Origin of the sequence: Azohydromonas lata, assembly GCF_034427735.1 — a bacterium.
GTDB lineage: Bacteria > Pseudomonadota > Gammaproteobacteria > Burkholderiales > Burkholderiaceae_C > Azohydromonas > Azohydromonas lata.
Genome location: NZ_JAXOJX010000032.1, coordinates 15,528 through 37,620, shown reverse-complemented (window position 1 = coordinate 37,620; position 22,093 = coordinate 15,528). Strand labels below are relative to the sequence as shown.

At 67.3% G+C, this 22,093-nt stretch carries 16 protein-coding genes; 7 read left to right on the top strand and 9 right to left on the bottom strand.

The features are described 5' to 3' along the window. Positions 1–14 precede the first annotated feature (14 nt). A complete protein-coding gene (gene rmuC / locus SM757_RS18695) occupies positions 15–1,676 on the bottom strand; it encodes a DNA recombination protein RmuC (RefSeq protein ID WP_322466648.1) in 1,662 nt (553 codons plus the stop codon). A gap of 233 nt (positions 1,677–1,909) precedes the next feature. Between rmuC and SM757_RS18690 the strand changes: the two genes are divergently transcribed. The 3 genes from SM757_RS18690 (at position 1,910) to SM757_RS18680 (ending at position 5,162) form a co-directional block, all read left to right on the top strand. Then, positions 1,910–3,025: an NADH:flavin oxidoreductase/NADH oxidase gene (locus SM757_RS18690; protein WP_066332899.1), complete on the top strand. Its 1,116-nt coding sequence runs from the start codon at positions 1,910–1,912 to the stop codon at positions 3,023–3,025. A gap of 308 nt (positions 3,026–3,333) precedes the next feature. Further along, positions 3,334–4,179, top strand: a complete 846-nt coding sequence (locus SM757_RS18685) for a PEP-CTERM sorting domain-containing protein (protein ID WP_322466647.1) — start codon at positions 3,334–3,336, stop codon at positions 4,177–4,179. A 68-nt stretch (positions 4,180–4,247) separates the two neighbouring features. Then, positions 4,248–5,162, top strand: coding sequence for a PEP-CTERM sorting domain-containing protein (locus SM757_RS18680; RefSeq protein WP_322466646.1), 915 nt, complete (start codon positions 4,248–4,250; stop codon positions 5,160–5,162). Position 5,163: 1 nt separating this feature from the next. Here the strand turns inward: SM757_RS18680 and SM757_RS18675 are convergent, their stop codons facing one another. Then, the gene (locus SM757_RS18675) at positions 5,164–5,538 is read right to left on the bottom strand and encodes a hypothetical protein (protein ID WP_322466645.1); all 375 of its coding nucleotides are present in this window, start codon (positions 5,536–5,538) and stop codon (positions 5,164–5,166) included. A 314-nt stretch (positions 5,539–5,852) separates the two neighbouring features. Between SM757_RS18675 and SM757_RS18670 the strand changes: the two genes are divergently transcribed. From SM757_RS18670 to SM757_RS18660, 3 genes are all read left to right on the top strand, one after another. Next, the gene (locus tag SM757_RS18670) at positions 5,853–6,779 is read left to right on the top strand and encodes a histone deacetylase family protein (RefSeq protein WP_084267233.1); all 927 of its coding nucleotides are present in this window, start codon (positions 5,853–5,855) and stop codon (positions 6,777–6,779) included. Positions 6,780–6,842: 63 nt separating this feature from the next. After that, a complete protein-coding gene (locus tag SM757_RS18665) occupies positions 6,843–9,539 on the top strand; it encodes a bifunctional acetate--CoA ligase family protein/GNAT family N-acetyltransferase (protein ID WP_322466644.1) in 2,697 nt (898 codons plus the stop codon). Position 9,540: 1 nt separating this feature from the next. Next, positions 9,541–10,932 (top strand): HEPN domain-containing protein, encoded by a 1,392-nt coding sequence (locus SM757_RS18660; protein ID WP_322466643.1) that lies wholly within the window; start codon positions 9,541–9,543, stop codon positions 10,930–10,932. Positions 10,933–11,062: 130 nt separating this feature from the next. Here the strand turns inward: SM757_RS18660 and SM757_RS18655 are convergent, their stop codons facing one another. Further along, complete coding sequence (locus SM757_RS18655) at positions 11,063–11,290, bottom strand: type II toxin-antitoxin system PemK/MazF family toxin (protein ID WP_407655777.1); 228 nt, start codon at positions 11,288–11,290, stop codon at positions 11,063–11,065. Between the two features lie 274 nt (positions 11,291–11,564). Here SM757_RS18655 and SM757_RS18650 point away from each other — a divergent pair, with 274 nt between their 5' ends. After that, the gene (locus SM757_RS18650; RefSeq protein ID WP_322466642.1) at positions 11,565–13,208 is read left to right on the top strand and encodes an MBL fold metallo-hydrolase; all 1,644 of its coding nucleotides are present in this window, start codon (positions 11,565–11,567) and stop codon (positions 13,206–13,208) included. A 55-nt stretch (positions 13,209–13,263) separates the two neighbouring features. Here the strand turns inward: SM757_RS18650 and SM757_RS18645 are convergent, their stop codons facing one another. The 6 genes from SM757_RS18645 to icmF all read right to left on the bottom strand — a co-directional run bounded on the left by SM757_RS18645 (position 13,264) and on the right by icmF (position 22,033). Then, entirely contained in the window at positions 13,264–15,339 is a 2,076-nt protein-coding gene (locus SM757_RS18645) for a hybrid sensor histidine kinase/response regulator (protein ID WP_322466641.1), read from the bottom strand. 166 nt (positions 15,340–15,505) lie between these two features. Continuing rightward, positions 15,506–15,985: a hypothetical protein gene (locus tag SM757_RS18640; RefSeq protein ID WP_322466640.1), complete on the bottom strand. Its 480-nt coding sequence runs from the start codon at positions 15,983–15,985 to the stop codon at positions 15,506–15,508. Between the two features lie 298 nt (positions 15,986–16,283). After that, positions 16,284–17,135: a 3-hydroxybutyryl-CoA dehydrogenase gene (locus SM757_RS18635; protein ID WP_322466639.1), complete on the bottom strand. Its 852-nt coding sequence runs from the start codon at positions 17,133–17,135 to the stop codon at positions 16,284–16,286. Between the two features lie 72 nt (positions 17,136–17,207). Beyond that, the gene (locus SM757_RS18630; protein WP_322466638.1) at positions 17,208–17,870 is read right to left on the bottom strand and encodes a PIN domain-containing protein; all 663 of its coding nucleotides are present in this window, start codon (positions 17,868–17,870) and stop codon (positions 17,208–17,210) included. Continuing rightward, on the bottom strand, positions 17,867–18,598 hold the full coding sequence (locus tag SM757_RS18625; RefSeq protein WP_322466637.1) for an excisionase family DNA-binding protein: 732 nt from the start codon (positions 18,596–18,598) through the stop codon (positions 17,867–17,869). Before SM757_RS18625 ends, SM757_RS18630 begins: the two co-directional genes overlap by 4 nt. A 141-nt stretch (positions 18,599–18,739) precedes the next feature. Continuing rightward, the gene (gene icmF, locus SM757_RS18620; RefSeq protein WP_322466636.1) at positions 18,740–22,033 is read right to left on the bottom strand and encodes a fused isobutyryl-CoA mutase/GTPase IcmF; all 3,294 of its coding nucleotides are present in this window, start codon (positions 22,031–22,033) and stop codon (positions 18,740–18,742) included. Between the last annotated feature and the right edge of the window lie 60 nt (positions 22,034–22,093).

Here is a 22,093-nt window from a genome sequence, read left to right as displayed (position 1 = left end):
GACGGCGCCGCCCGTCAGGCCGTGTCGTCCACGGCGCCGGGCATGACGGCCCCTGCCTCGATCGCCGCCACCGTGCGCGCCAGCGCCACTCCGGCCGCCTCGTCGGCCTCGGCCCGCTCGGTCAAGTGCGCCGGCAACTGCTTGGCCGGCTTGATGCCCAGGTCCTTGAGCATCTCCGCCTGCCGGATCACGTTGCCCCGCCCGCTCGCGAGCTTCTTTTCCGCGTCGTCGAAGCACTTCTGCGCCGAGCGCAGCGCCTCGCCCGCGCGCTTGAGCTCGTTGGCAAAGCCGCACAGCCGGTCGTAGAGCTCGCCGCCGCGCCGGGCGATCTCCTGCGCGTTGCGGTTTTGCGCCTCCTGGCGCCACAGGTGCGACACCGTGCGCAACACGAACAGCAGCGTGGACGGGCTCACCAGCAGCACGTTGCGCCGCCACGCGTCCATGAACAGCTCGCCGTCGTGCGTCACCGCCAGCATGAAGGCCGGCTCCACCGGCATGAACATCAGCACGAAGTCCAGCGAGTGCAGGCCGTACAGGTGCTGGTAGTGCTTGTCGGAGAGGCCGCGCAGGTGCGCGCGCACGGAATCCAGGTGCTGGCGCAGGTGGCCCGCACGCGCCGCCTCGTCCTCGGCATTGGCGTAGCGCTCGTAGGCGATGAGCGACACCTTGGCGTCCACCACGAGGCGCCGCTCCTCCGGCAGGTGGATCACCACGTCCGGCTGCAGCCGCTGGCCGTCGGCATCGACGCGGCTGTCCTGCGTCACGTACTCCTGCCCCTTGCGCAGCCCCGCGGCCTCCAGCACGCGCTCCAGGATCAGCTCGCCCCAGTTGCCCTGGGACTTCGTCGAGCCCTTGAGGGCGGAGGTGAGGTTCTTCGCGTCCTCGCTCAGCGCCTGGTTCAGCTCGGCGAGCTGGCGCACCTGCTGCGCCAGGGCCGAGCGCTCCTTGCCCTCGGTGACGTAGACCTCCTCCACCTTGCGCTGGAACTCGGTCAGCCGCGTGCGCAGCGGGTCCAGCAACTGGCCCAGGTTGGCCTGGTTCTGCTCGGTGAAACGCCGGCTCTTCTCTTCCAGGATGTCCGCGGCCAGCGCCTTGAACTGGTCGCTGAGCGACTCGCGCGCGGCCGTGAGCAGCGCCAGCTTCTCGGCCGAGCCGCGCCGCTCGGCGTCGAGCTGCTCGGCCAGGCCGCGCGCCTCGGCGGCGTGGCGGCGGCCCTCGGCGTCCACGCGCTCGAAGGCGGCCTTGAGCTCGCGCAGTTGCGCGTCCAACTGCTGCGCACGCTGCGCGTGCTCGGCCTCGGCGGCGGCCAGACGCTGGCGGGTGTCCTGCTCGTCCTGCAGCTGCAGGCGCAGGTCCTGCAGATCGGCTTCCAGGCGCGGCACGCGCCCGGCGCGCTCGCGCAGGCCCGCGGCCTCGTCGCGCAGCCCGTCCAGCGCGCTTTGCAGCGCCTCGGCGCGGCCGCGCAGCACGCGCAGCTCCTCGCCCTGCTGGCGCAGCGCGCCTTCGGCGTTCTCGGCGCGGGCCAGGGCGGCGGACTGCTGCGCCTGGCCCTCGGCTTGGGCGCGGGCCAGCGCCAGCGCCACGGCCGCCTGCTGGCGCGGCCGCATCCACAGCACCGCCGCGCCGCCGCCAGCCAGCACGCCCGCGGCCAGCACGGCCAGCATCGCCACATCCATTCCCACGCTCCTCGTCCACCGGAGGGCGGGATTATCCCGAGCCCGCCGGCAGCCCCGGGTCCGCGACCGCGCCCATGGCGGCGGCGCAACACCCCGGGCCGCCCCCCGTGGCGGTACAAAGGCAGCCCGTGCCCGCCCCGGGCCGGGCTGGCCCGCGGCGGGCGCACGTCTTGCCGCCAGCCGCCCAATCGCCTGATCGCCCAGGCCGCCAGAACCACCACCACAGGACTCCGATGAGCGCCCTCTTTCAACCTCTGGACCTCGGCGCGCTGCGCCTGATGAACCGCATCGTCATCGCGCCCATGTGCCAGTACTCGGCGCGCGAAGGCACGCCCGGCGATTGGCACCTCATGCACTTGGGCACGCTGGCGCTCTCCGGTGCGGGGCTGCTCATCCTGGAGGCCACGGCCGTCTCCCCCGAGGGACGCATTTCCCCCTTTGACCTGGGCCTCTACAGCGACGACAACGAGGCCGGCCTGGCCCGCGTGCTGCAGGCCGTGCGCGCCCATTCGCCCATGCCCATCGCCGTGCAATTGGCACATGCCGGCCGCAAGGGCTCCTCGCGCGCGCCCTGGGACGGCGGCACGCAGATCGCGCCGAATGAGCCCCTGGGCTGGAAGACCGTCGCCCCCTCGCCGCTGCCACACAGCCCGGAGGAAGACGCCCCCGCCGCGCTGGACGCCGCCGGGCTGCGCAAGGTGCGCGACGACTTCGCCTGCGCCGCGCGCCGGGCCGCCCGCCTGGGGCTGGAGGCGATAGAGCTGCACTTCGCGCACGGCTACCTGCTGCACCAGTTCCTGTCGCCGCTGGCCAACCAGCGCGACGACGAGTACGGCGGCAGCCTGGACAACCGCATGCGGCTGCCGCTGGAGGTGTTCGACGCCGTGCGCGCCGCCTTCCCCGCCGAGCGCCCGGTGTGGGCGCGCATCTCCGCCACCGACTGGGTGCCGGGCGGCTGGGACATCGAAGGCACCGTCGCCCTGTCACAGGCGCTCAAGGCCCGCGGCTGCGCCGCCATCCACGTCACCACCGGCGGCCTGTCGCCCCTGCAGGCCATACGCCTGGGCCCGGGCTACCAGGTGCCCTACGCGCAGCGGGTGAAGGCGGAAGTCGGCCTGCCCACCATGGCGGTCGGCCTGATCACAGAGCCGCGCCAGGCCGAGGCCATCGTGGCCGAGGGCGAGGCCGATGCCGTGTCCCTGGCCCGTGCCATGCTCTACGACCCGCGCTGGCCCTGGCACGCCGCCGCCGCGCTGGGCGCCCAGGTGTTCGCCCCGCCGCAGTACTGGCGCTGCCAGCCGCACGAATACAAGCACCTGTTCATCGAGAACCGCTTCGGCCAACGCTGAGCGCGGCCTGCCGCGGCGGCGCGACGGCTGCGGTCGCCCGTGCGCGTCGCAGTCCCCAGCCCGGGCCACGGTGGCCATCAAGGCCCAGGCCTGAGGTCAGGGCACGCGTGGGGTCGCCGCAATAGCCGAAACTCACGACAAAAGCAGCCAAAATCATTTTTATTCCCACATCAAAAGTGAAACAAATACAGCATCAAATTTCACGACACGTAAATCAAGTCTTGCCGGCGTCATGGATTTAATAGGGATAAACGCCCCCTTTAATATCCACCCATTAATCCAGTGGTGGCGGCTGAAGGAGCGTGGCAATGCATTTCAAGCTGGTGACGATTGCGGCAGCCGTCGCAGGCATGGCCGCGGGCACGGCTCAGGCCGATATACGGCTCAGTGCCCGCATCAATGATTTCGGCTATCAATTGACCGACCTGCGGCCCAGCGATGGCATGGCGCCGTCGCTCGACTTTGGGAACGCCGGCTACTACATCGACCTCAATGCCGCAGAAGGCCCTTACGCCGGTTTTCGCGATAACCAGATGAAAGGCTCTTCCGCAACGAAAATAGGCTTGCTTCAGGAAAACTTGTCCATTACCCGTGCCGTTTCTAGCGGGCGCAGCGATGCTGCGTTTGGCATTTCCGGAGCCTTGTCGAGCCGCAGTTTCGAGTGGTTCGTGAGCGGAAATGCGGTGACCCCCAGGGGCAATCCCGTACAGGCCAGCTTGGTTCAGTTGCAAGCGATCAGCGGTCAGCCGGGCCTGTATTGGACCATGACCGTGGCACCGTACACGCAGGTGACTTGGAGCGGGACATTGACATTGGAAGCCGCACAGACCCAGGGCAAGCGCGGGGCGCGATACGAAGAAATGAACCTGTCAGGGGGATTGTCGCTGCTAGACGAGAACCGCGAAATCATCGACGGCCTGGGGCGTTTCATCCGTATTCCCCGCGGCACCGTGGACAGCCAGCACAACGATTATGAAATTGACATGGTCTTTTCCAACCACAGCGCAGCGGCACGCCACCTGATTCTGGAAGGCGGCATGTCCGGCATGGGGCAATCATTCTTTCCTGTACCCGAGCCCAATACGGTCGCAATGATGCTGAGCGGCATGGGAATATTGGTGGGCGTGGTGTGCCGCAGACGCCGCCAGGCCTGATGAACACGGGGCCGTCCAGTCCATGTCCTGCGGCCAGGTTCCTACTGGCCAGCTTCCTGGAGAAACTCATGCAGCAGCAGTTTGCCGTGGCGGCATTGGCCATCTTGGCGTCGAGCTTCAGTTTGCCAGCGCATGCAGATATCTCGGCGCGGGCGCGCATCGACAACTTTGGCTACCGACTGATCGACCTGCGGCCCGGCGACGGTATTGCGCCCGCCATCCGCTTTTCTCCCGAGGGCGGCTCCCAGGTCGGAGCCGGCACCTTTCAAGCAGCCGAACCCTACGATTTACGTGACGAGGAGACCAAGCGCAACGGATTTGGAGAATTTCAAACCATGGCGGTTTCCGCCAGCTTGCTTGGGATTGCCAACGCCAGGTCCAGCATGAGCGGCACGTTCCATTCGGCCCCTGGCGACTTTGATGTCGTGGCGCGTGGGGCGCTGCGCAGCAGTGCAGATGAAAATATATTGCGCGCCTTTGGAGCCTATGCCGAACCGGTCAATGAAGCTTATGGTCATTATGAAGTCACATCTTTCACAAAAGTGGTTTTCACAGGCTTTGTGACAGTGGAAGCGCGGCGCACCGTGGCCAATACGGCTTCATTTCTCCAACTGGCCGATGCCGCGGTCAGAATAAGATATACCGGCACGCCCAACGAAGTGGGAACCAAGGAAGTCAGCGTGGAGTTGGTACGCGGCTCGGACATGAGCAAAACCGTCAAAGAGCGCCAACGCATCGTGTTTGAAAACACCACCGGGTCGGCGGCATCCGGCTTCATTGGTATTTACGTCGGCGCGCAAGGGCAAGTTTTTGAGGTCCCGGGCATCCACAAATTCGCCCCGGCCACCCCGGTGCCCGAACCCGCTTCTATGGTGCTCATGCTGTGCGGCTTGGGCGTCGTCACCGCCGTGGCACGCCACGCTCGCCGCGACGGCAGGCACAAATCCGTCAATACTCCAGCCGGCCCGGCATGCGCCGTTTGATTTACTTGACAATCAATTCCGGCTGCAGCGAGCGAATCCGCTTGTCCTCGTAATAGCCGCCGTATTCGGTATATCGCAGAAAAGCATGGCCGCAGTGGCGGCAGCACCAGACTTCACTGCGGTTGGCGGGAAAGCAGCGCAGCGCGATGGGCGCTTCGGGGGACCAGTAATTCGTCCCGGCCGGGTGGTGCTCCTCCAGCGTGGGCTCGTCCTCCTCGCCGGCCTGCCACAGCGTGCCCACGCCCTCCAGTGCGGCGTCGCTCTTGTCGCCGGGGAAGGACTCCCAGCCCGCAAAGGCCAGCGGCGCGCAGTGGGCGCAGGGCGCGGGCTGCGCGCGGGCCAGGCGCTCGACGTCTTCGGGGCTGAGTTTGGGCATCACGGCGGGGGCTCCTGGGCAGTGGCGGCGGGACTGGGAGTATCCCGCCGCGCGGCAAGCCGGCTTCCCGGTGCGTGGGACGGCGCACGCCCTGGAGCCACTGGAGCAGCCCGCGTCCGCTTTTTTTCCCTTTCCTGTCGCCGGCCTGAGCGTGGGCTGACGTGTCGCTTTCACGGCGAAAAACCACGGCGCAAATGGCTTCAGGGGTGGTTGACGGCTTGAGCCATGTCAGGCGCACGCACGGGTAGGCGGCGCAGACTGGATGCGATGCCAATAAATCACGGCTTCTTAAAGCCGGCTTACAGGAGACTTCGTTGCTCGCCGCTTACATCACCCACCCTGACTGCGTTCGCCACGAAATGGGACCCGGCCATCCCGAATGCCCAGAGCGACTGGGCGCCATCCAGGACCAGCTCCTCATCAAGGGGCTGCTGGACTACATGGTCCCGTACGACGCACCGCTGGCGACCGACGAGCAATTGGGCCGCGCCCACTCCTCCATGCACGTGCGCAACATCGTGGACAACGCGCCCTCGGAGGGCTACCACCACGTGGACCCCGACACCAACATGAACCCGCACACGCTCACGGCCGCGCGCCGGGCCGCGGGCGCGGCGGTGGAGGCCACGGACCTGGTGCTGGGCAACAAGGTGAGCGCCGCCTTCTGCGCCGTGCGCCCGCCCGGCCACCACGCCGAGTACGACGCGGCCATGGGCTTTTGCTTCTTCAACAACGTCGCCGTGGGCATACGCCACGCGCTGGACGTGCACGGACTGGAGCGCGTGGCGCTCATCGACTTCGACGTGCACCACGGCAACGGCAGCGAAAGCATCTTCAAGGACGACGAGCGCGTGCTGATGTGCTCCATCTTCGAGAAGGGCCTGTACCCATTCCCCGACGAGACGGGCCACACCACCACCATGGTCAACGTCGGCCTGCCCACCCGCACCGGCGGCAAGGAGTTCCGCGAGGCCGTGACGCAGCACTGGCTGCCCGCGCTGGACGCCTTCAAGCCGCAGCTCCTCTACATCTCCGCCGGCTTCGACGCCCACCGCGAGGACGACATGGGCAATCTCGCCCTGGTCGAAGCCGACTATGAATGGGTGACGCAGCAGCTCATGGCCGTGGCCAAACGCCACTGCCGGGGCCGCGTCATCTCCTGCCTGGAGGGCGGCTACGTGCTCAGCCCCCTGGCACGCAGCGCCACCGCGCACGTGAAGGTGCTCATCGGCGCCGATTGATTCACCCGCGCCGGGTGGCGACCCGACCTCTCACCAGGTCACAAGCGCCCGGCCTCGCACCTCATGGACCAGCACTACCTCACCCCGCTCTTCGCCCCCCGCTCCATCATCGCCTTCGTGGGCGACCCCGAGGCCCCCGACTCCTGGACGGAGCATGCGCGCTCCGTGCATGCCGCGCTGACGGCCGAGCCCTTCAAGGGCGAACTCAAGTTCATGGACATCCGCGGCAGCGCCACGACGCTGGCCGACCTGGCGCAGGCGCGCGCGGACCTGGCCATCATTGCCCTGAGCGGACCGGACCTGGCCGCCGCGCTGGAAGTGGCCGGGCGCATGCGCTGCCGCGCCGCCATGGTGCTCACCGGCGGGCTGGACGCCGCCGCCGCCGCCGAGCTGCACCGCATCGCGCGGCGCGAGCGCATCCGGCTGCTGGGCCCCAACTGCCTGGGCTTCATGCGGCCGCACCACAAGCTCAACGCCTCGGCGCTGGGCCTGCCCGCACGGCCGGGCCCGCTGGCGCTGGTGTCGCAGTCGGGCTCGCTCACCGCCTCCATGCTCGATTGGGCCGACCGCAACGGCGTGGGCTTCTCCACCGTCGTCTCGCTTGGGCCGCACACCTCGCTGGGCATCGCCGAAGTGCTGGACTTCCTGGCCAACGACGCGCAGACGCACTCCATCGTCGTCTACCTGGAAGGCATTGCCGACGCGCGCCGCTTCATGAGCGCGCTGCGCTCGGCGGCCAACGCCAAGCCGGTGATCGTGCTGAAGTCCGGTCGCAAGCACGCGGGCAACTTGGCGGCGCAGACGCACAGCAGCTCCATCGTGGGCAGCGACGAGGTGTTCGACGCCGCCCTGCGCCGCGCCGGCGCCGTGCGCGTGCGCTCCTTCGTCGAGCTGTTCTCCGCCTCCAAATGCCTGGCCTCGCGCTACCGCCCGGTGGGCAAGCGGCTGTCCATCGTCACCAACGGCGGCGGCCCCGGCGTGCTGGCGGCGGACTGGATAGGCGAGATCGGCCTGGAGCTGGGCCGGCTGTCCAACGCCAGCAAGGCGGCCTTGGCGCCGCAACTGCTGCCCGGCGCCTCGCTCACGGACCTGATCGACCTGGGCGAAGGCGCCAGCCCTGCGCACTTCCATGCCGCGCTGCAAGCGGCCGACAAGGACCGCGACATCGACGGCGTGCTGGCCATCTTCTCGCCCAAGGCCGGCACCCACCCCGAGGACATCGCCAAGGCGCTGGTGGACATCAAGCGCCAGATGGCCAAGCCGCTGCTGGCCTGCTGGATGGGCGACGCTTCCGTGGGCCAGGCGCGCGAGCTGCTGGGCACGGCGGCCATTCCCAGCTTCCGCACGCCGGAAGCCGCGGTGGGCGCCTTCGGCAACATCGCCAGCTTCTATCAAAACCAGATGCTGCTGCAGCAGACGCCGGCGCCGCTGTCCTCGCTGGCCAAGCCCGACATCGAGGGCGCGCGGCTGGTGATCGAAAGCGTGCTGGCCGAGCGGCGCAAGGTGCTCACCGAGATGGAGAGCAAGACGCTGCTGTCGGCCTTCCACATCGGTGTGACCGAAACGGTGCTGGCCCGCAGCGCGCACGAGGCCATGATGATCGCCACGCAGATGGGCTTCCCCGTCGCGCTCAAGATCGACTCGCCCGACATCACCCACAAGTCCGACGTGCACGGCGTGGCGCTGGGCATCATGACCGCCACCGCCGCCCGCGACGCCTACAACGACATGGTCGAGCGCGTGCGCCGCCTGGAGCCCAACGCACGCATCAACGGCGTGACGGTGCAGAAGATGGCCCGCGCGCGCCGCGGCCGCGAAATCCACATCGGCCTGATGACGGACGAGCCCTTCGGCCGCGTCATCGTCTTCGGCGGCGGCGGGACCATGGTCGAGCTGATCAACGACCGCGCCATGGAGCTGCCGCCCCTCAACCGCTTCCTGGCGCGGCGGCTCATCGAGCGCTCGCGCGTGGCCGAGACCCTGGGCGAGTGGCACGGCGCCGAGGCCGTGGACCTGGACGCGCTGGAGCAGGTGCTGCTGCGCGTGTCGGAAATGGTGTGCGCGCTGCCGCAGCTGCGCGAGATGGACATCAACCCCATCATCGTGGACGCCAGCGGCGCCGTGGCGGTGGATGCGCGCATCGTCATCGACAGCGCCCCGCAGCCCGCCGGGGGCGGGCGCGGCAGCGACTACCCGCACCTGTGCATCTCGCCCTACCCGGCGCGCTACGAGCAGGTGTGGCCGCTGCGCGGCGGCGGGGAATACCTGGTGCGGCCCATCCGCCCCGACGACGCCCAGAAACTCCAGGACCTGGTGCACAGCGTCTCGCCGGAAAGCCGCTATTTCCGCTTTGTCTCGTCAATGACGGAATTGCCGCCCTCCATGCTGGCGCGGCTGACCATGATCGATTACGACCGCGAGATGGCGCTGGTGGCGGTGGTCAAGACCCGCAATGCCAACGAAGACGGCGACATGGTGGAAACCGAGCGCGTGATCGGCGTGTCGCGCTACATCACCAACCCGGACCAGTCGAGCTGCGAGTTCTCGCTGCTGGTGGCCGACGACCTGGCCGGCAAGGGCATAGGCTCGCGCATGATGGAAAGCATCATGGAAGTGGCGCGCGACAAGGGCCTCACCGAGATCGACGGCCTGGTGCTGGCCAACAATCCCAACATGCTCAAACTCATGCGCTCGCTGGGATTCACGGTGAAATCCTTCGAGGAGGATCCGGATTTCAAGCTGGTGACGCACGCGCTGTGAGGTGAGCAAAAAAATCTCCACCCCCTTTCTGAAATACGCCCACACAGGCCTGATTACCCAACAACAATTAGGCCTCAGTCATTCAAACTCAAAACTCCAGGCAAAAATAGAGCATGCAAGCTTTGCCCACTCAGTCATCATGAATATAGAAGTTGAATACCTCACAATAATCCCCAAAAGCAACTCATTTTGCGACAGCACAGAAGCTTTTGGAAGACTTTTGCAAGTAGATTCAAAGATAACCATAAAGAATGGCAAACTCAGCTATAACGATGAATTTAAGACTGACTATGCAATTGCAGGAGGAGAAGTAACCGATAAAGATCAGCGCTATTTTCAACTCCGCCTTACTTGCAGTACCAATGAAAGCAAGATTGACGAAGATGTAAAGACCTTCACAGAGCTTCTCAAAAGAATTCGTGGAGCCATTGCCAAAGTGGACCAAGTGGTCAATATAGAAGTCCTATGGGACGACATATCGGCACTTTATTCAAAAAGAGCATATGCGCAGATTCATGAAATAGAAAGCCTCATGAGGAAGCTGATTGCAAACTTCATGTTGGTGACCGTCGGCAAGGAATGGGTGAAAGAAGCATCGCCATCCGAAATACAAGAAGCAATCAGCAAAAGCAAAAGAAAAGACTACGTCAATGTACTTCACAGCATTGACTTTATACATTTGGCAGATTTTTTGTTGCGTCCTTACTCAAGAACTCCAATACAAGAGTTATACAGAACCATTTCGAAATCAACCACCCAGGAAGAACTTCTAAGCCTGAAATCACAGGTTCCACTCTCCAACTGGGAACGGTATTTCTCTAACCTTGTGAATTGCGAAGATACTTTTCTTAAAAAAAGATGGGAAGACCTGTACGAACTTCGATGCCGCGTAGCTCATAACGCTCTAGTTACGGCTGAAGATCTTCAAAAAATTACCGAACTATCTTCGGAATTGAAAACCATCCTTAAGGAAGCCATTGACAGACTACCTAGAGTTTCCGTTCCCAACGAAGAAAGAGAACTTATTGCCGAAAGTGCGGCAAGCAGTATAAATGCCTTGTTTGGTGGTATTGTTATTGCTTGGCGAGAGCTAGAAGAAGCCATAAGAGATAAATATATAGATATTTCTCAAGATACTGCACCAAACCAAGTTTTATCAACCAGAGCGAGAGCTGAGACGCTTTACAGGGAGAACATCATATCCAAGGCATCTTATTTTAAGATTCACGAATTATACGCATTACGAAACGAAATTGTACATGGCAAAGGAAATACTTTGGCAGCAGTGGATTTAGACAACTACACAAAAAATACCAATCTTTTGATTGATGAAATAGCTCCACCGTCGAGGGACTTGGCCACCTTACTCCCCTCTCTTGAGCTACCAAATTAATGTTGTCCAGCGCGGCAAAGTAATTTGCCAGTTAAAAGCACACTTATACGCACAAAACTTCATCCATGATTTTCACCAGCACGGACTCAATTTTTCTTCCATGCCGCGCATTCAAATCCAGCAACCGCGGCTAGTCACAGCGCGCCACGCCCATGGCCTGGGTTCCCGCGCTCATAAGCGAAACGGCAAAACCGGCCGTGCATGCGAAATTGCCGCCGCTGGTGATGGGCAGCACGACGGGCATGTGTGTGTGCTGATTAAAGGCGTCGGGCGACACCACCAGCACCGGCCGCTTGCCCTGCTGCTCGCGCCCGGCGGTGGGGTTCAGCGAAACCAAGTAGATGTCGCCAAACTCCATCTCACAGCACCTCGCCGCCGGCGGGAGCAGCGTCCAGCCACTCGTGGTCCTCGGTATTGGGTTCGGCGCAGGAGGCGCATTGCGCCAACAAGTCCTCCAGCTTGTACTTGGATCATGGCGTGGCCTCGATGCCCAGCCGGCTGCCGTCCACCGCCATGCCGACGACCGCTCCGGCCTGAAGGAAGGTGCGGGAAGGGCGTAAGCCATGGGCCATGATGGCTGGCTTGTCCAGCCGGCCAGGCTCCTCCTCGCAGCACCCCAAGCGCCACTGTCCATGCCTTCCCTGCGCCCCTCCTCCGCCCTCGTCCTGGTCCGCGACGCGGCCGCCGGGCCTGAAGTCCTGTTGCTGCGCCGCGCCGAGCGCGGCGACCAGAACAGCGGCGCCTGGGTCTTTCCCGGCGGGCTGCTCGATGCGGCGGACGCCGACCTCGCCGCCGTGTGCACCGGCCGCGACGAGGCGGCCTGCAACCAGCGCCTGGGCCTCGCCGAAGGCGCGCTGCCCTGGTACGCCGCCGCCGTGCGCGAGACCTTCGAGGAGGCCGGCCTGCTCATCGCCGTGGACGCCCGCGGCGAAACCGTCCGCGGCGCGCAGTTGCAAGCGGCCTGGCGCACCCGGCTGCACGGCCGCGAGGTCGGCCTGGACGCCCTGTGCCGCGAACAGGTCTGGCGCATCGCCCTGGAGCGCGTGCACCTGTTCGCCCACATCGTCACGCCGCCAGGCCTGCCCAAGCGCTTCGACACGCGCTTCTTCATCGCGCCGGCGCCCGCCGCGCAGGAGGCCAGCCACGACGGCATCGAGATGACCGCCCATGCCTGGCTCAGCCCCGCGCAGGCGCTGGACGGGGCGCCGGGCGTGCACGTGGTCGGACCCGTGCGCCGGCTGCTGCAGCAGCTCACGCGCTTCGGCACCGCCCGGGAGATGCTGGACTGGGCCGCCGCGCTTCCCGAGGTGCCCTGCATCCGCCCGCAGCTCGCCCGCGACGCGCAGGGCCGCGTTGGGCCGCTCTTCCCCGACCACCCGGGTTGGGCCGAGGCGCGGCGGGTCGATCCGGAGGGCCGCGGCATCGCCCGCGCCCAAGTCACGCCGGGCGAGCCCCTGCGGCTGAGCGAGCGCGTGATACGCCTGACCGCCGCCAACCCCGGCGTCATGACCGGCCCGGGCACCAACAGCTACCTGGTCGGCGCCCTGTCCACCAACGAGTGGGCGGTGATCGACCCGGGCCCGGCAGACGCGGCCCACGTCCAGGCGCTGCAGGCGGCCGCGCCCGGCCCCATCCGCTGGATCCTGGTCACGCACACGCACCTGGACCACTCGCCCGGCGCCGCGCCGCTGGCCACCGCCACGGGCGCCCAAGTGCTGGGCCGGCGCACGCCGCACGCGCAGTGGCAGGACGAGGCGTTCGCCCCCACGCGCGAGCTGCAAGAGGGCGAGCGCCTGGCGCTGGACGCGGGCACCACGCTGCGCGTGGTGCACACGCCCGGCCACGCATCCAACCACCTGTGCTATTTGCTGGAGGAGGAAGCCACCCTCTTCACCGGCGACCACGTGATGCAGGGCTCCACGGTGGTGATCAACCCGCCGGACGGCGACATGGGCGCTTACCTGGCGTCGCTGCGCCGCCTGCGCGACGAATTCGCGCCACTGCAGTGGCTGGCTCCCGGCCACGGCTTTCTCATCGCCAACCCGGCGCGGGTGTGGAATTTCCTGATCGCCCACCGCGAGCAGCGCGAGGCCAAGCTGCTGGCGGCGCTGGGCACCGAGCCTCAAACCCCCGACGCGCTGCTGCCCGTGGTGTACGACGACGTACCGCCCGCCAAGCACGCTGCGGCCCGCCGCTCCCTCCTGGCGGCCTTGCTCAAACTGCGCGCCGAAAATCGGGCTTTCGAAACTCCAGACCAGCGCTGGCGCCGGGCCTGAGCTTCAGAACATCGGCAACCGGAAACGACCACGGCGGCCGGGCCGCCGTTCCCGCCTACGCCGCCCGCGCGGGGCCTTGCTGCAGCAGCGCCAGCAAGGCGCCCAGGTCCACGGGCTTGCTCAGGTGGCCGTCGAAGCCGGCGTCGCGCGAACGGGAGCGGTCCTGGTCCTGCGCCCAACCGGTCACGGCCACCAGCAGCGGGCAGTCGGGGCCCAGGCGCTCGCGGGCGGCGCGGGCCACCTCGTGGCCGTCACGCCCCGGCATGCCGATGTCCAGCAGCGCCACCTGCGGGCGCTGCTGCTCCAGCAGCCGCAGCGCCTCGTTGCCGTCGGCGGCGCTGAGCACCTCGTGGCCGTGCAGCGCCAGCAGCGTGGACAGGCTGTCGCGCGCATCGGCGTTGTCGTCGGCCACCAGCACGCGCAAGGCGCCAGCCGGGCCGGCCGCGGGCGTCTCGGCCAAGGGGTTGGCGCTGCGCACCCGGCCCACGGGCACGCGCAGCGTGAACTCGCTGCCCTGGCCCACACCGGCGCTGGCCGCATCAATGCGCCCGCCGTGCAGCTCGGCCAGGCCACGCGACAGCGCCAGGCCTATGCCCAGGCCGCCGGCGCTGCGCTCGTCGTGCGCGGACACCTGCGAAAACATGCCGAACACGGTGGGCAGCACCTCGGCCGGAATGCCAATGCCGTTGTCGGCCACGCTCACCACCACCTCGGCGCCCTGCACCTGCGCGCGCAAGCGGATGTGGCCGCCGGGGTCGGTGTACTTGGCGGCATTGGTGAGCAGGTTGGAGAGGATCTGCGCCAGCCGCAGCGGGTCGGCCTCGAAGCACAGGGGCTCGTCCGGCGCCTCGACTTCCAGCCGGTGCTGCTTGGCGTCCAGCAGCGGGCGGGCGGTTTCGATAGCCGCATCCAGCACCGCGCGCAGCTCGGTGGCGCACTTGCGCAGCGCGAGCTTGCCGCGGGTGACGCGGGACATGTCGAGCAGGTCGTCCAGCAGCAGCGCCATGTGGCCGACCTGGCGGTCTATCACCTCGTGGCTCCAGCGCCGCTGCGCCTCGGTGGCGTTGGGTGCGCGCGAGACCTGTGCGGCCTGGCGTATGGGGGCCAGCGGGTTGCGCAGCTCGTGCGCGAGGGTGGCGAGGAACTCGTCCTTGCGCCGGTCCGTCTCGCGCAGCGCCTGCTCCTGGCGGCGGCTTTGCGTGACGTCGGTGAACCACACCGCCAGCCCCTGCGGCACCGGCGAGGCGATGACGTGGAAGCAGCGCCGCGCCGCGCCCGGGGGCTGCCAGTCGAAACCGCTGCCGCGGCCGGCGGCCGCGGCGGTGAGAAAGGGCTGCAGCGCTGCCTCGTCACCGCCCAGCGTGTCGCGCAGCAGTGCTTGCGCCGCAATGGAGCGACCCAACAGCGCCGCCGCGGCCGTGTTGGCGTAGGCCCAGCGCAGTTGCGGCGCGGCATCGGCCTCGGCGGCACCCTCGCAGGGCTCCAGGATGCCGAAGGGCAGCGGCGAGGAGGCCATCACGCCGGCCAGCCGCTCGTCAGCGCGTTGGGCGCGGCGCTGCGAGCGCTCGCGATCGGCGTGCACGGCGGCCTTGCGCGCGCAGATGTCGGCCAGGTGGCGAAGCCGCTCGTCAGGCTCGTCCGCATGGCTCAGGTAGACCGACATGGCGCCTATCACCTGCCCGTCCAGCGCGATCAGCGGGGTGCTGTGCACGCCGTGCACGCCCTGCTCGCGGGCCAGCGCATGCCATGGGGCGTAGCGCGGATCGGCCTGCACGTCGCGCACCACCACGCGGCGCGCGCTTTGCACGGCCTGGCCGCAGGCGCCGTCGCCGCGGCGCAGCCGGGAGAGCACCTGGCGGGTGTGCTCGGACAGGCCCTCGCCGGCGGCCACGCGCAGCGTGGAGGCGTCCGGCTCGCACAACAGCACCGCGCCCAAGCGGGCGCCGTGAAAACGGCAAAGGGTTTGCAAAATCAGGTGGAGCTGCTGCTCCAGCGAGCGCACCTCCAGCAGCCGGCTGCTGAGCTCGTGCAGCGCCTGCAGGTCCGTGACCTGGCGGCTGAGATCGGCGCGCTCCTGCCGCCCGGTGCCCAAGCACCGCAGCGGCCAGGCGCCGCGAAAGGAAAGAAACATGGCAGCCCGTCCTCGTCTGGACCATCAGCCTAGGGCTTGACGCCCGCGCGGCTGTAACAACATCGGCGCGGGACGGGCTCGTCCACCGCGCCCATCCCTGGACATGCAACGCGGGCGGCAGGCAGCCATGCAGCCCGGGCGGTCAAGTATGCGACAGGGCGCCGCGTCAGCGCGGCGGGGTGGGCGCCGGCGGGCCGCCGTCCACCGGCAGGGGCGGCGTGGCCGGTGCAGGCGGATTGGGATTGGGCGTGGGTTGGCGCTCGGCGTCGGTGGAGGGCATGGGGGGTGCCGGTTCCACGCTGCGCAGCTCGCGCAGCACGCCGCCGCCGGTGACGCTGCCGCTGGTGGCGCCGCTCTGTATGCGGCGCTCACACTCGGCCCGGTCAGCGGCTGGCAGCGGCTGGCAGCGCTGCAGGGCGTTTTGCGCGTAGCGGTCGTCGCTCACGGCCGCGGCGCCGCGGCGAGCGTGGCGCGCCTCCTGGTAGGCCGCGGCGGCTTCGCGCAGGCAGGTGGAGCGGTCCTGCCCCGACTGTCCGCTCGTGCACGCTGCGCGCTCGCGCTCGTAGGTGGCGCGCGCGTTGTCGGCAGCCGACACCACGGCCGCGCACCCTATGGAAGCCGTCACCAGGATCAAGAAGGTCTTCATGGCTGCACCTCTGACGCACCCCTAGCAGCCGGCGTGCCGCTGCTGCGTGGTGGGCCGGATTGAAGCCCTGTGCGGGGGCTTCGTCCATCGTGCGGGCGGGTGACGCCGGCAAGAAATCTTGTGCCTGGGCAACAGCCTGTAGAGCGCCCACGAGGAGGCGCACGGGGCGGCGCATGTGAACGCCGGGGCACACCCGGAAACAAAAACCCCGGCTGCCAGACCGCCGTGTCAACGGCGGCCGCCAGCCGGGGAGCGCGATGCGCGGCGCAGGGCGGGCCGCCTAGGGGCCCGCGCGCGGTCAGGCGTAGTTGTAGAAGCCGCGGCCCGTCTTGCGGCCCAAGCGGCCGGCCTGGACCATTTCACGCAGCAGCGGCGCGGGGCGGTACTTGGTGTCGCCGAAGCCCTCGTGGAACACTTCCATGATGCTGAGCATGGTGTCCAGGCCGATGAGGTCGGCCAGGGCCAGCGGGCCGATGGGGTGGTTGCAGCCCAGCTTCATGCCGGCATCGATGTCTTCCGCCGTGGCCAGGCCCTCCTGCAGCACGAAGATGGCCTCGTTGATCATCGGACACAGGATGCGGTTGACCACGAAGCCCGGGCTGTTCTTCACCGTCACGGGCGTCTTGCCCACCGCGTGGGCGAAGGCCGCGGCCAGGGCATGCGTGGCGTCCGAGGTCTGCAGGCCGCGAATGACTTCCAGCAGCCCCATGAGCGGCACGGGGTTGAAGAAGTGCAGGCCGATGCAGCGCTCGGGCTTGTCGAGCACGGCGGCGAGCTGCGTGATGGAGATGGACGAGGTGTTGGAGGCAATGACGGTCTCGTCGCCGACGATGCTCTCCACCTGGCGCAGGATGCGCAGCTTCAGGTCCGGGTTCTCGGTGGCGGCCTCGATGACAATCTGCGCGTCCTTGAGTTGCGCGTAGTCCGTGGTGCCGGTGACCAGCGCCAGCGCCGCGTCCTTTTGTGCGGCGGTGAGCTTTTCCTTCTTGACCAGGCGGTCCAGGCTGCCGGAGAGCGTCTTGACGCCGCGCTGCACCGCCTCGTCCGAGATGTCCACCATCACCACCTGGATGCCCGCCACGGCGCACACCTGCGCGATGCCATTGCCCATGGTGCCCGCGCCAATGACGCCGATGCGCTCGATCTTCATGCCTTCCCTTTCAACACTAGGTAAAAACGCTAAGACTACATGTATCGGCCGTTGCGCCGACACACGATCATTTCAAGATTCTTCGCCACGCGCGTCCGCTGCTGAAGAGCCCACCCTGACCGGGACCAGCCCCCACAGCGCGGCAAGCCTCTTCACCAAGCCTTTGGCCCCATGGCCATGCAAAGCACCCAGCAGTTCGGCCAAGGTGTACGGCGGGTGTTTCAAGTCACGTGCGGCCTGCTGTACCGCCAAGGCTGACGGCTCCGGGTGCATGTCATAGACCAGATCCAGGAATGCTCCCGGCCGCAGGACCTTGACTCCCTTTGTGCCCATGGGCCGCACAGCCATGTCAGCCGTGTTGAACGTCACCAGGAAGACGCTGCAAGCCGCTTCTGGGTCACCTTCCTCGTCGGCATAACGCCGCAGCGCCAATGCAGCCGCGGCAACGTGGCGGTCCTTCGCATCCACCGATGCCGGCACGGCGCTCATGTCCCGTTGGGCAACAGGCACCTGCCATTCCGGGCAGCAGCGCTTCATGGCTGCCAGGCGCCGCAGAACTGCTGTTTTTTCAAACCCGAGCACTGCCTGCATGTTTCGCACGTACTCGGCTTCAATTTCACCGCTCCAGTGCAGTGAAAACAATCGCTGGGCACGCAGATCCATGAGTACGTCGGACAGGCGTGGCGGCATCAGGACGCACGTGTCCAGCAGTACAAGCGTGTTGTCGGTATTCACCGCCCGGCGCGACGCTTGGCTGGGCGCGCTGGCGTCCCGGCACCAGCGGGGGCCTGGCGCCGGCCGGCATCCACGAAGTCGGCATCGGGGCGCGTATACAAGCCACCCGCCGATCCCGCCTCGCGCGGCGTGTCCGATACGTCGGCGACACGGGATTGCGCGGCAAAGTAAGTCTCCACCGCCGCACGACTGATGCGCCGGTGCCCTCCGTCCGTGACGGCGACTTCGCCCAGCTTGCCGGCATCGCACAGCATGGCCACGTGCGGGCGGCTGACCCCAAGCCGCGACGCAGCTTGCGCCGTGGTGAGCAGCACGTCGGCCTCAAGGGGCGAAGAAGCCGCAGCGGCCAAATCAGCAGCCGGCGCCTCGCCACCGCGGCTCTCGTCGCCCAGTTCCAGGGTCGCCAGCCGGCCCACCATGGCCATGCGCAGCCGCCTTCCTTCCTCGGTGCGGGCACTCAGTGACGCCTCCAGTGCCCGCGCCACGAGGCTTTTGAGGTGATTGCGCAAACGCGGCGAAACCAGGCCAGTGCCGCCATCCGATACATCGACCTCTTCAAGGTCCATCACCACCCGTCGACCCTTGCCAACCGGCACTTCCACGATGTGGTTGGCCAGGGCTTCGCCGACTGCATCAGCCAGCGGCCCAAGCGGGTCCGCGTTGCGCGCCGCCGCAACGCCGCCGGTACTGCGGGTGGAAGACGTGGAAGATGTGGTCTGACGGGGCATGAGCTGGCTCCAAGGCAGGAGCACTTTAACAGTAAAACGAAAATCTCGAAAAAATCAAAAAGGCATTTCAGTTTCCAGACCTGCATTGCCCAGCGGCAATGCGCCGGCCCAGGCCCGGGCCCGGGCCCGGGCCACTCAGGCTCACATGCTTCGCCGGTACTGCCCGCCCACTTCAAACAGCGCGTGCGTGATCTGCCCAAGCGAGCACACGCGCACCGCGTCCATCAGCACGTCGAACACGTTCTCGCCCTCGATCACGGCCTGCTGCAGCCGCTTCAGCATGGCCGGCGCTTCGCCGGCGTGGCGGGCGTGGAAGTTGGCCAGGCGCTGCAGTTGCGACTGCTTTTCGTCCTCCGTGGAGCGCGCCAGCTCGATGTGGTCCGGCACCGGCTCGCCGTGCGGGTTGCGGAAGGTGTTGACGCCGATGATGGGATGCTCGCCCGTGTGCTTGAGCATCTCGTAGTGCAGGCTCTCTTCCTGGATCTTGCTGCGCTGGTAGCCGGTTTCCATCGCACCGAGCACGCCGCCGCGCTCGGCAATGCGCTCGAACTCGGACAACACCGCCTCCTCGACCAGCTCCGTGAGCTCGTCCAGGACGAACGCGCCCTGGTTGGGGTTCTCGCATTTGGCCAGGCCCCACTCGCGGTTGATGATCAACTGGATCGCCATGGCGCGGCGCACGCTCTCCTCGGTGGGCGTGGTGATGGCCTCGTCGTAGGCGTTGGTGTGCAGCGAGTTGCAGTTGTCGTAGATGGCGATCAGCGCCTGCAGCGTGGTGCGTATGTCGTTGAAGGCGATCTCCTGCGCGTGCAGGCTGCGGCCGCTGGTCTGGATGTGGTACTTCAGCTTTTGCGAGCGGTCGTTGGCGCCGTAACGGTCGCGCAGGGCCACGGCCCAGATGCGGCGGGCCACGCGGCCCAGCACCGTGTACTCCGCATCCATCCCGTTGCTGAAGAAGAAGCTCAGGTTGGGCGCGAAGTCGTCGATGTGCATGCCGCGCGCGAGGTAGGCCTCCACCAACGTAAAACCGTTGGACAGCGTGAAGGCGAGCTGGCTGATGGGGTTCGCGCCCGCCTCGGCGATGTGGTAGCCCGAGATCGAGACGGAATAGAAATTGCGCACCCCGTGCTGGACGAACCACTGCGCGATGTCGCCCATCACCTTGAGGCTGAACTCGGTGGAGAAGATGCAGGTGTTCTGGCCCTGGTCCTCCTTGAGGATGTCGGCCTGCACCGTGCCGCGCACGTTGGCCAGCACCCACGCGCGAAGCTGCGCCGCCTCTTCAGCCGTCGGCTCGCGGCCCTTGTCGGCCTTGAAGCGTTCGAGCTGCTGGTCGATCGCCGTGTTCATGAACATGGCCAGGAGGGTCGGCGCCGGCCCGTTGATGGTCATGGACACCGAGGTGCTCGGGTCGCACAGGTTGAAGCCGTCGTAGAGGACTTTCAAATCGTCCAGCGTGGCGATGCTCACGCCGGAGTTGCCCACCTTGCCGTAGATGTCCGGGCGCGGGTCGGGGTCGGCGCCGTAGAGGGTGACGGAGTCGAAGGCGGTGGACAGGCGCTTGGCCGGCATGCCGTCGGACAGGAGCTTGAAACGCCGGTTGGTGCGGAAGGCGTCGCCCTCGCCGGCGAACATGCGCGTCGGGTCCTCGTTCTCGCGCTTGAAGGGGAAGGTGCCCGCGGTGTAGGGGAAGCTGCCCGGCACGTTCTCCAGCAGCAGCCACTTCAGCAGCTCGCCATGGTCCTCGTACTGCGGCAGGACGACCTTGCGCACCTTGTTGCCGGACAGCGTGGTGTGCGTGAGCGCGGTGCGGATTTCCTTGTCGCGGATTTTCACGACGTACTCGTCGCCCGCGTAGGCCTTCACCACCTCCGGCCACTGCGCCAGCAGCTTCGCGGCCTTGGCGTCCTGCTGTTGTGCGCGCACCTCGGCGAGCTGCAGCACGGTCTTGCGGGCACCGTCGCGGGTGGGGTCCGCCTCGTGCAGCATGCGCGCGCTCTCGCGCAACTGCTGCAGCTCGCGCGCGAGCCTGGCTTGGGCGCGGGCGCGCTGCTTGTAGCCACGCACCGCCTCGGCGATGTCGGCCAGGTAGCGCGTGCGCGCCGCCGGGACGATGGCCATGCCCTGCGTGCTGTGGCGCGTGTTCACCGGCGGCAGCCGGCCCTCGCGCAGCGGCAGGCCCAGCTCGGCCAGGCGCGCCTTCAGCGCCTGGTACAGCGCGGTAACGCCGTCGTCGTTGAAGCGGCTGGCCATGGTGCCGAAGACGGGCATCTCTTCCGGCCGCCTGCAGAAGTCCTCGCGGTTGCGCTGCACCTGCTTGGCCACGTCGCGCAGGGCGTCCAGCGCGCCCTTGCGGTCGAACTTGTTGATGGCCACGAACTCGGCGAAGTCCAGCATGTCGATTTTTTCGAGCTGGCTGGCGGCGCCGAACTCCGGCGTCATCACGTACATGGGCACGTCCACCAGCGGCGCGATGGCGGCGTCGCCCTGGCCTATGCCGGAGGTTTCCACGATCACGAGGTCGAAGCCCGCGCACTTGCAGGCGGCAATGACGTCCGGCAGCGCGGCGCTGACCTCGCTGCCCGCGGCGCGCGTGGCCAGGCTGCGCATGTACACGCGCGCGCCCGCCTGCCAGGGGCCGATGGCGTTCATGCGGATGCGGTCGCCCAGCAGCGCGCCGCCGCTCTTGCGCCGCGAGGGGTCTATGGAGACGACGGCGATGCGCAAGGCGTCGTCCTGGTCCAGGCGCAGGCGGCGGATCAGCTCGTCGGTGAGGCTGCTCTTGCCCGCGCCGCCGGTGCCGGTGATGCCCAGCACGGGCACGCGACGCTGGGCGGCGCCGTCGTGCAGCGCCTTCACGAGGTCCGTGTCCGCCGCGCCGCCTTCCAGCGCCGTGATGAGTTGCGACAGCGCGCGCCAGGCGGCGTCGGAATGCCCCTGGACCGCCGCGATGTCCGCGGGCGCGGCGTCGCAGAGGTCGCGGTCGCAGCGCATGAGCATCTCGCCGATCATCCCTTGCAGGCCCATGCGCTGGCCGTCCTCGGGGCTGTAGATGCGCGTGACGCCGGCCTCTTGCAACTCGCGGATTTCGGCCGGGACGATCACGCCGCCGCCGCCGCCAAAGACGCGGATGTCCGCCCCGCCCCGTGCGCGCAGCAGCTCCACCATGTACTTGAAGAACTCGACGTGCCCGCCCTGGTAGGAGCTGACGGCGATGCCGTGCGCGTCCTCCTGCAGCGCGGCGGTGACGATGTCGTCCACCGAGCGGTTGTGGCCCAGGTGGATCACTTCCGCGCCCATGCCCATGAGGATGCGCCGCATGATGTTGATGGAGGCGTCGTGCCCGTCGAACAGCGAGGCGGCGGTGACGAAGCGCAGCCGGTGCACCGGGCGGTACTCGGCGAGCGACTTGAATTCGGCGGACAAATCGGTCATGGCGGCGTCTCCTGGCTGTAGCTCTTGTCTGGAGCGCGACGATAGGCCGCTTGCGCCCGT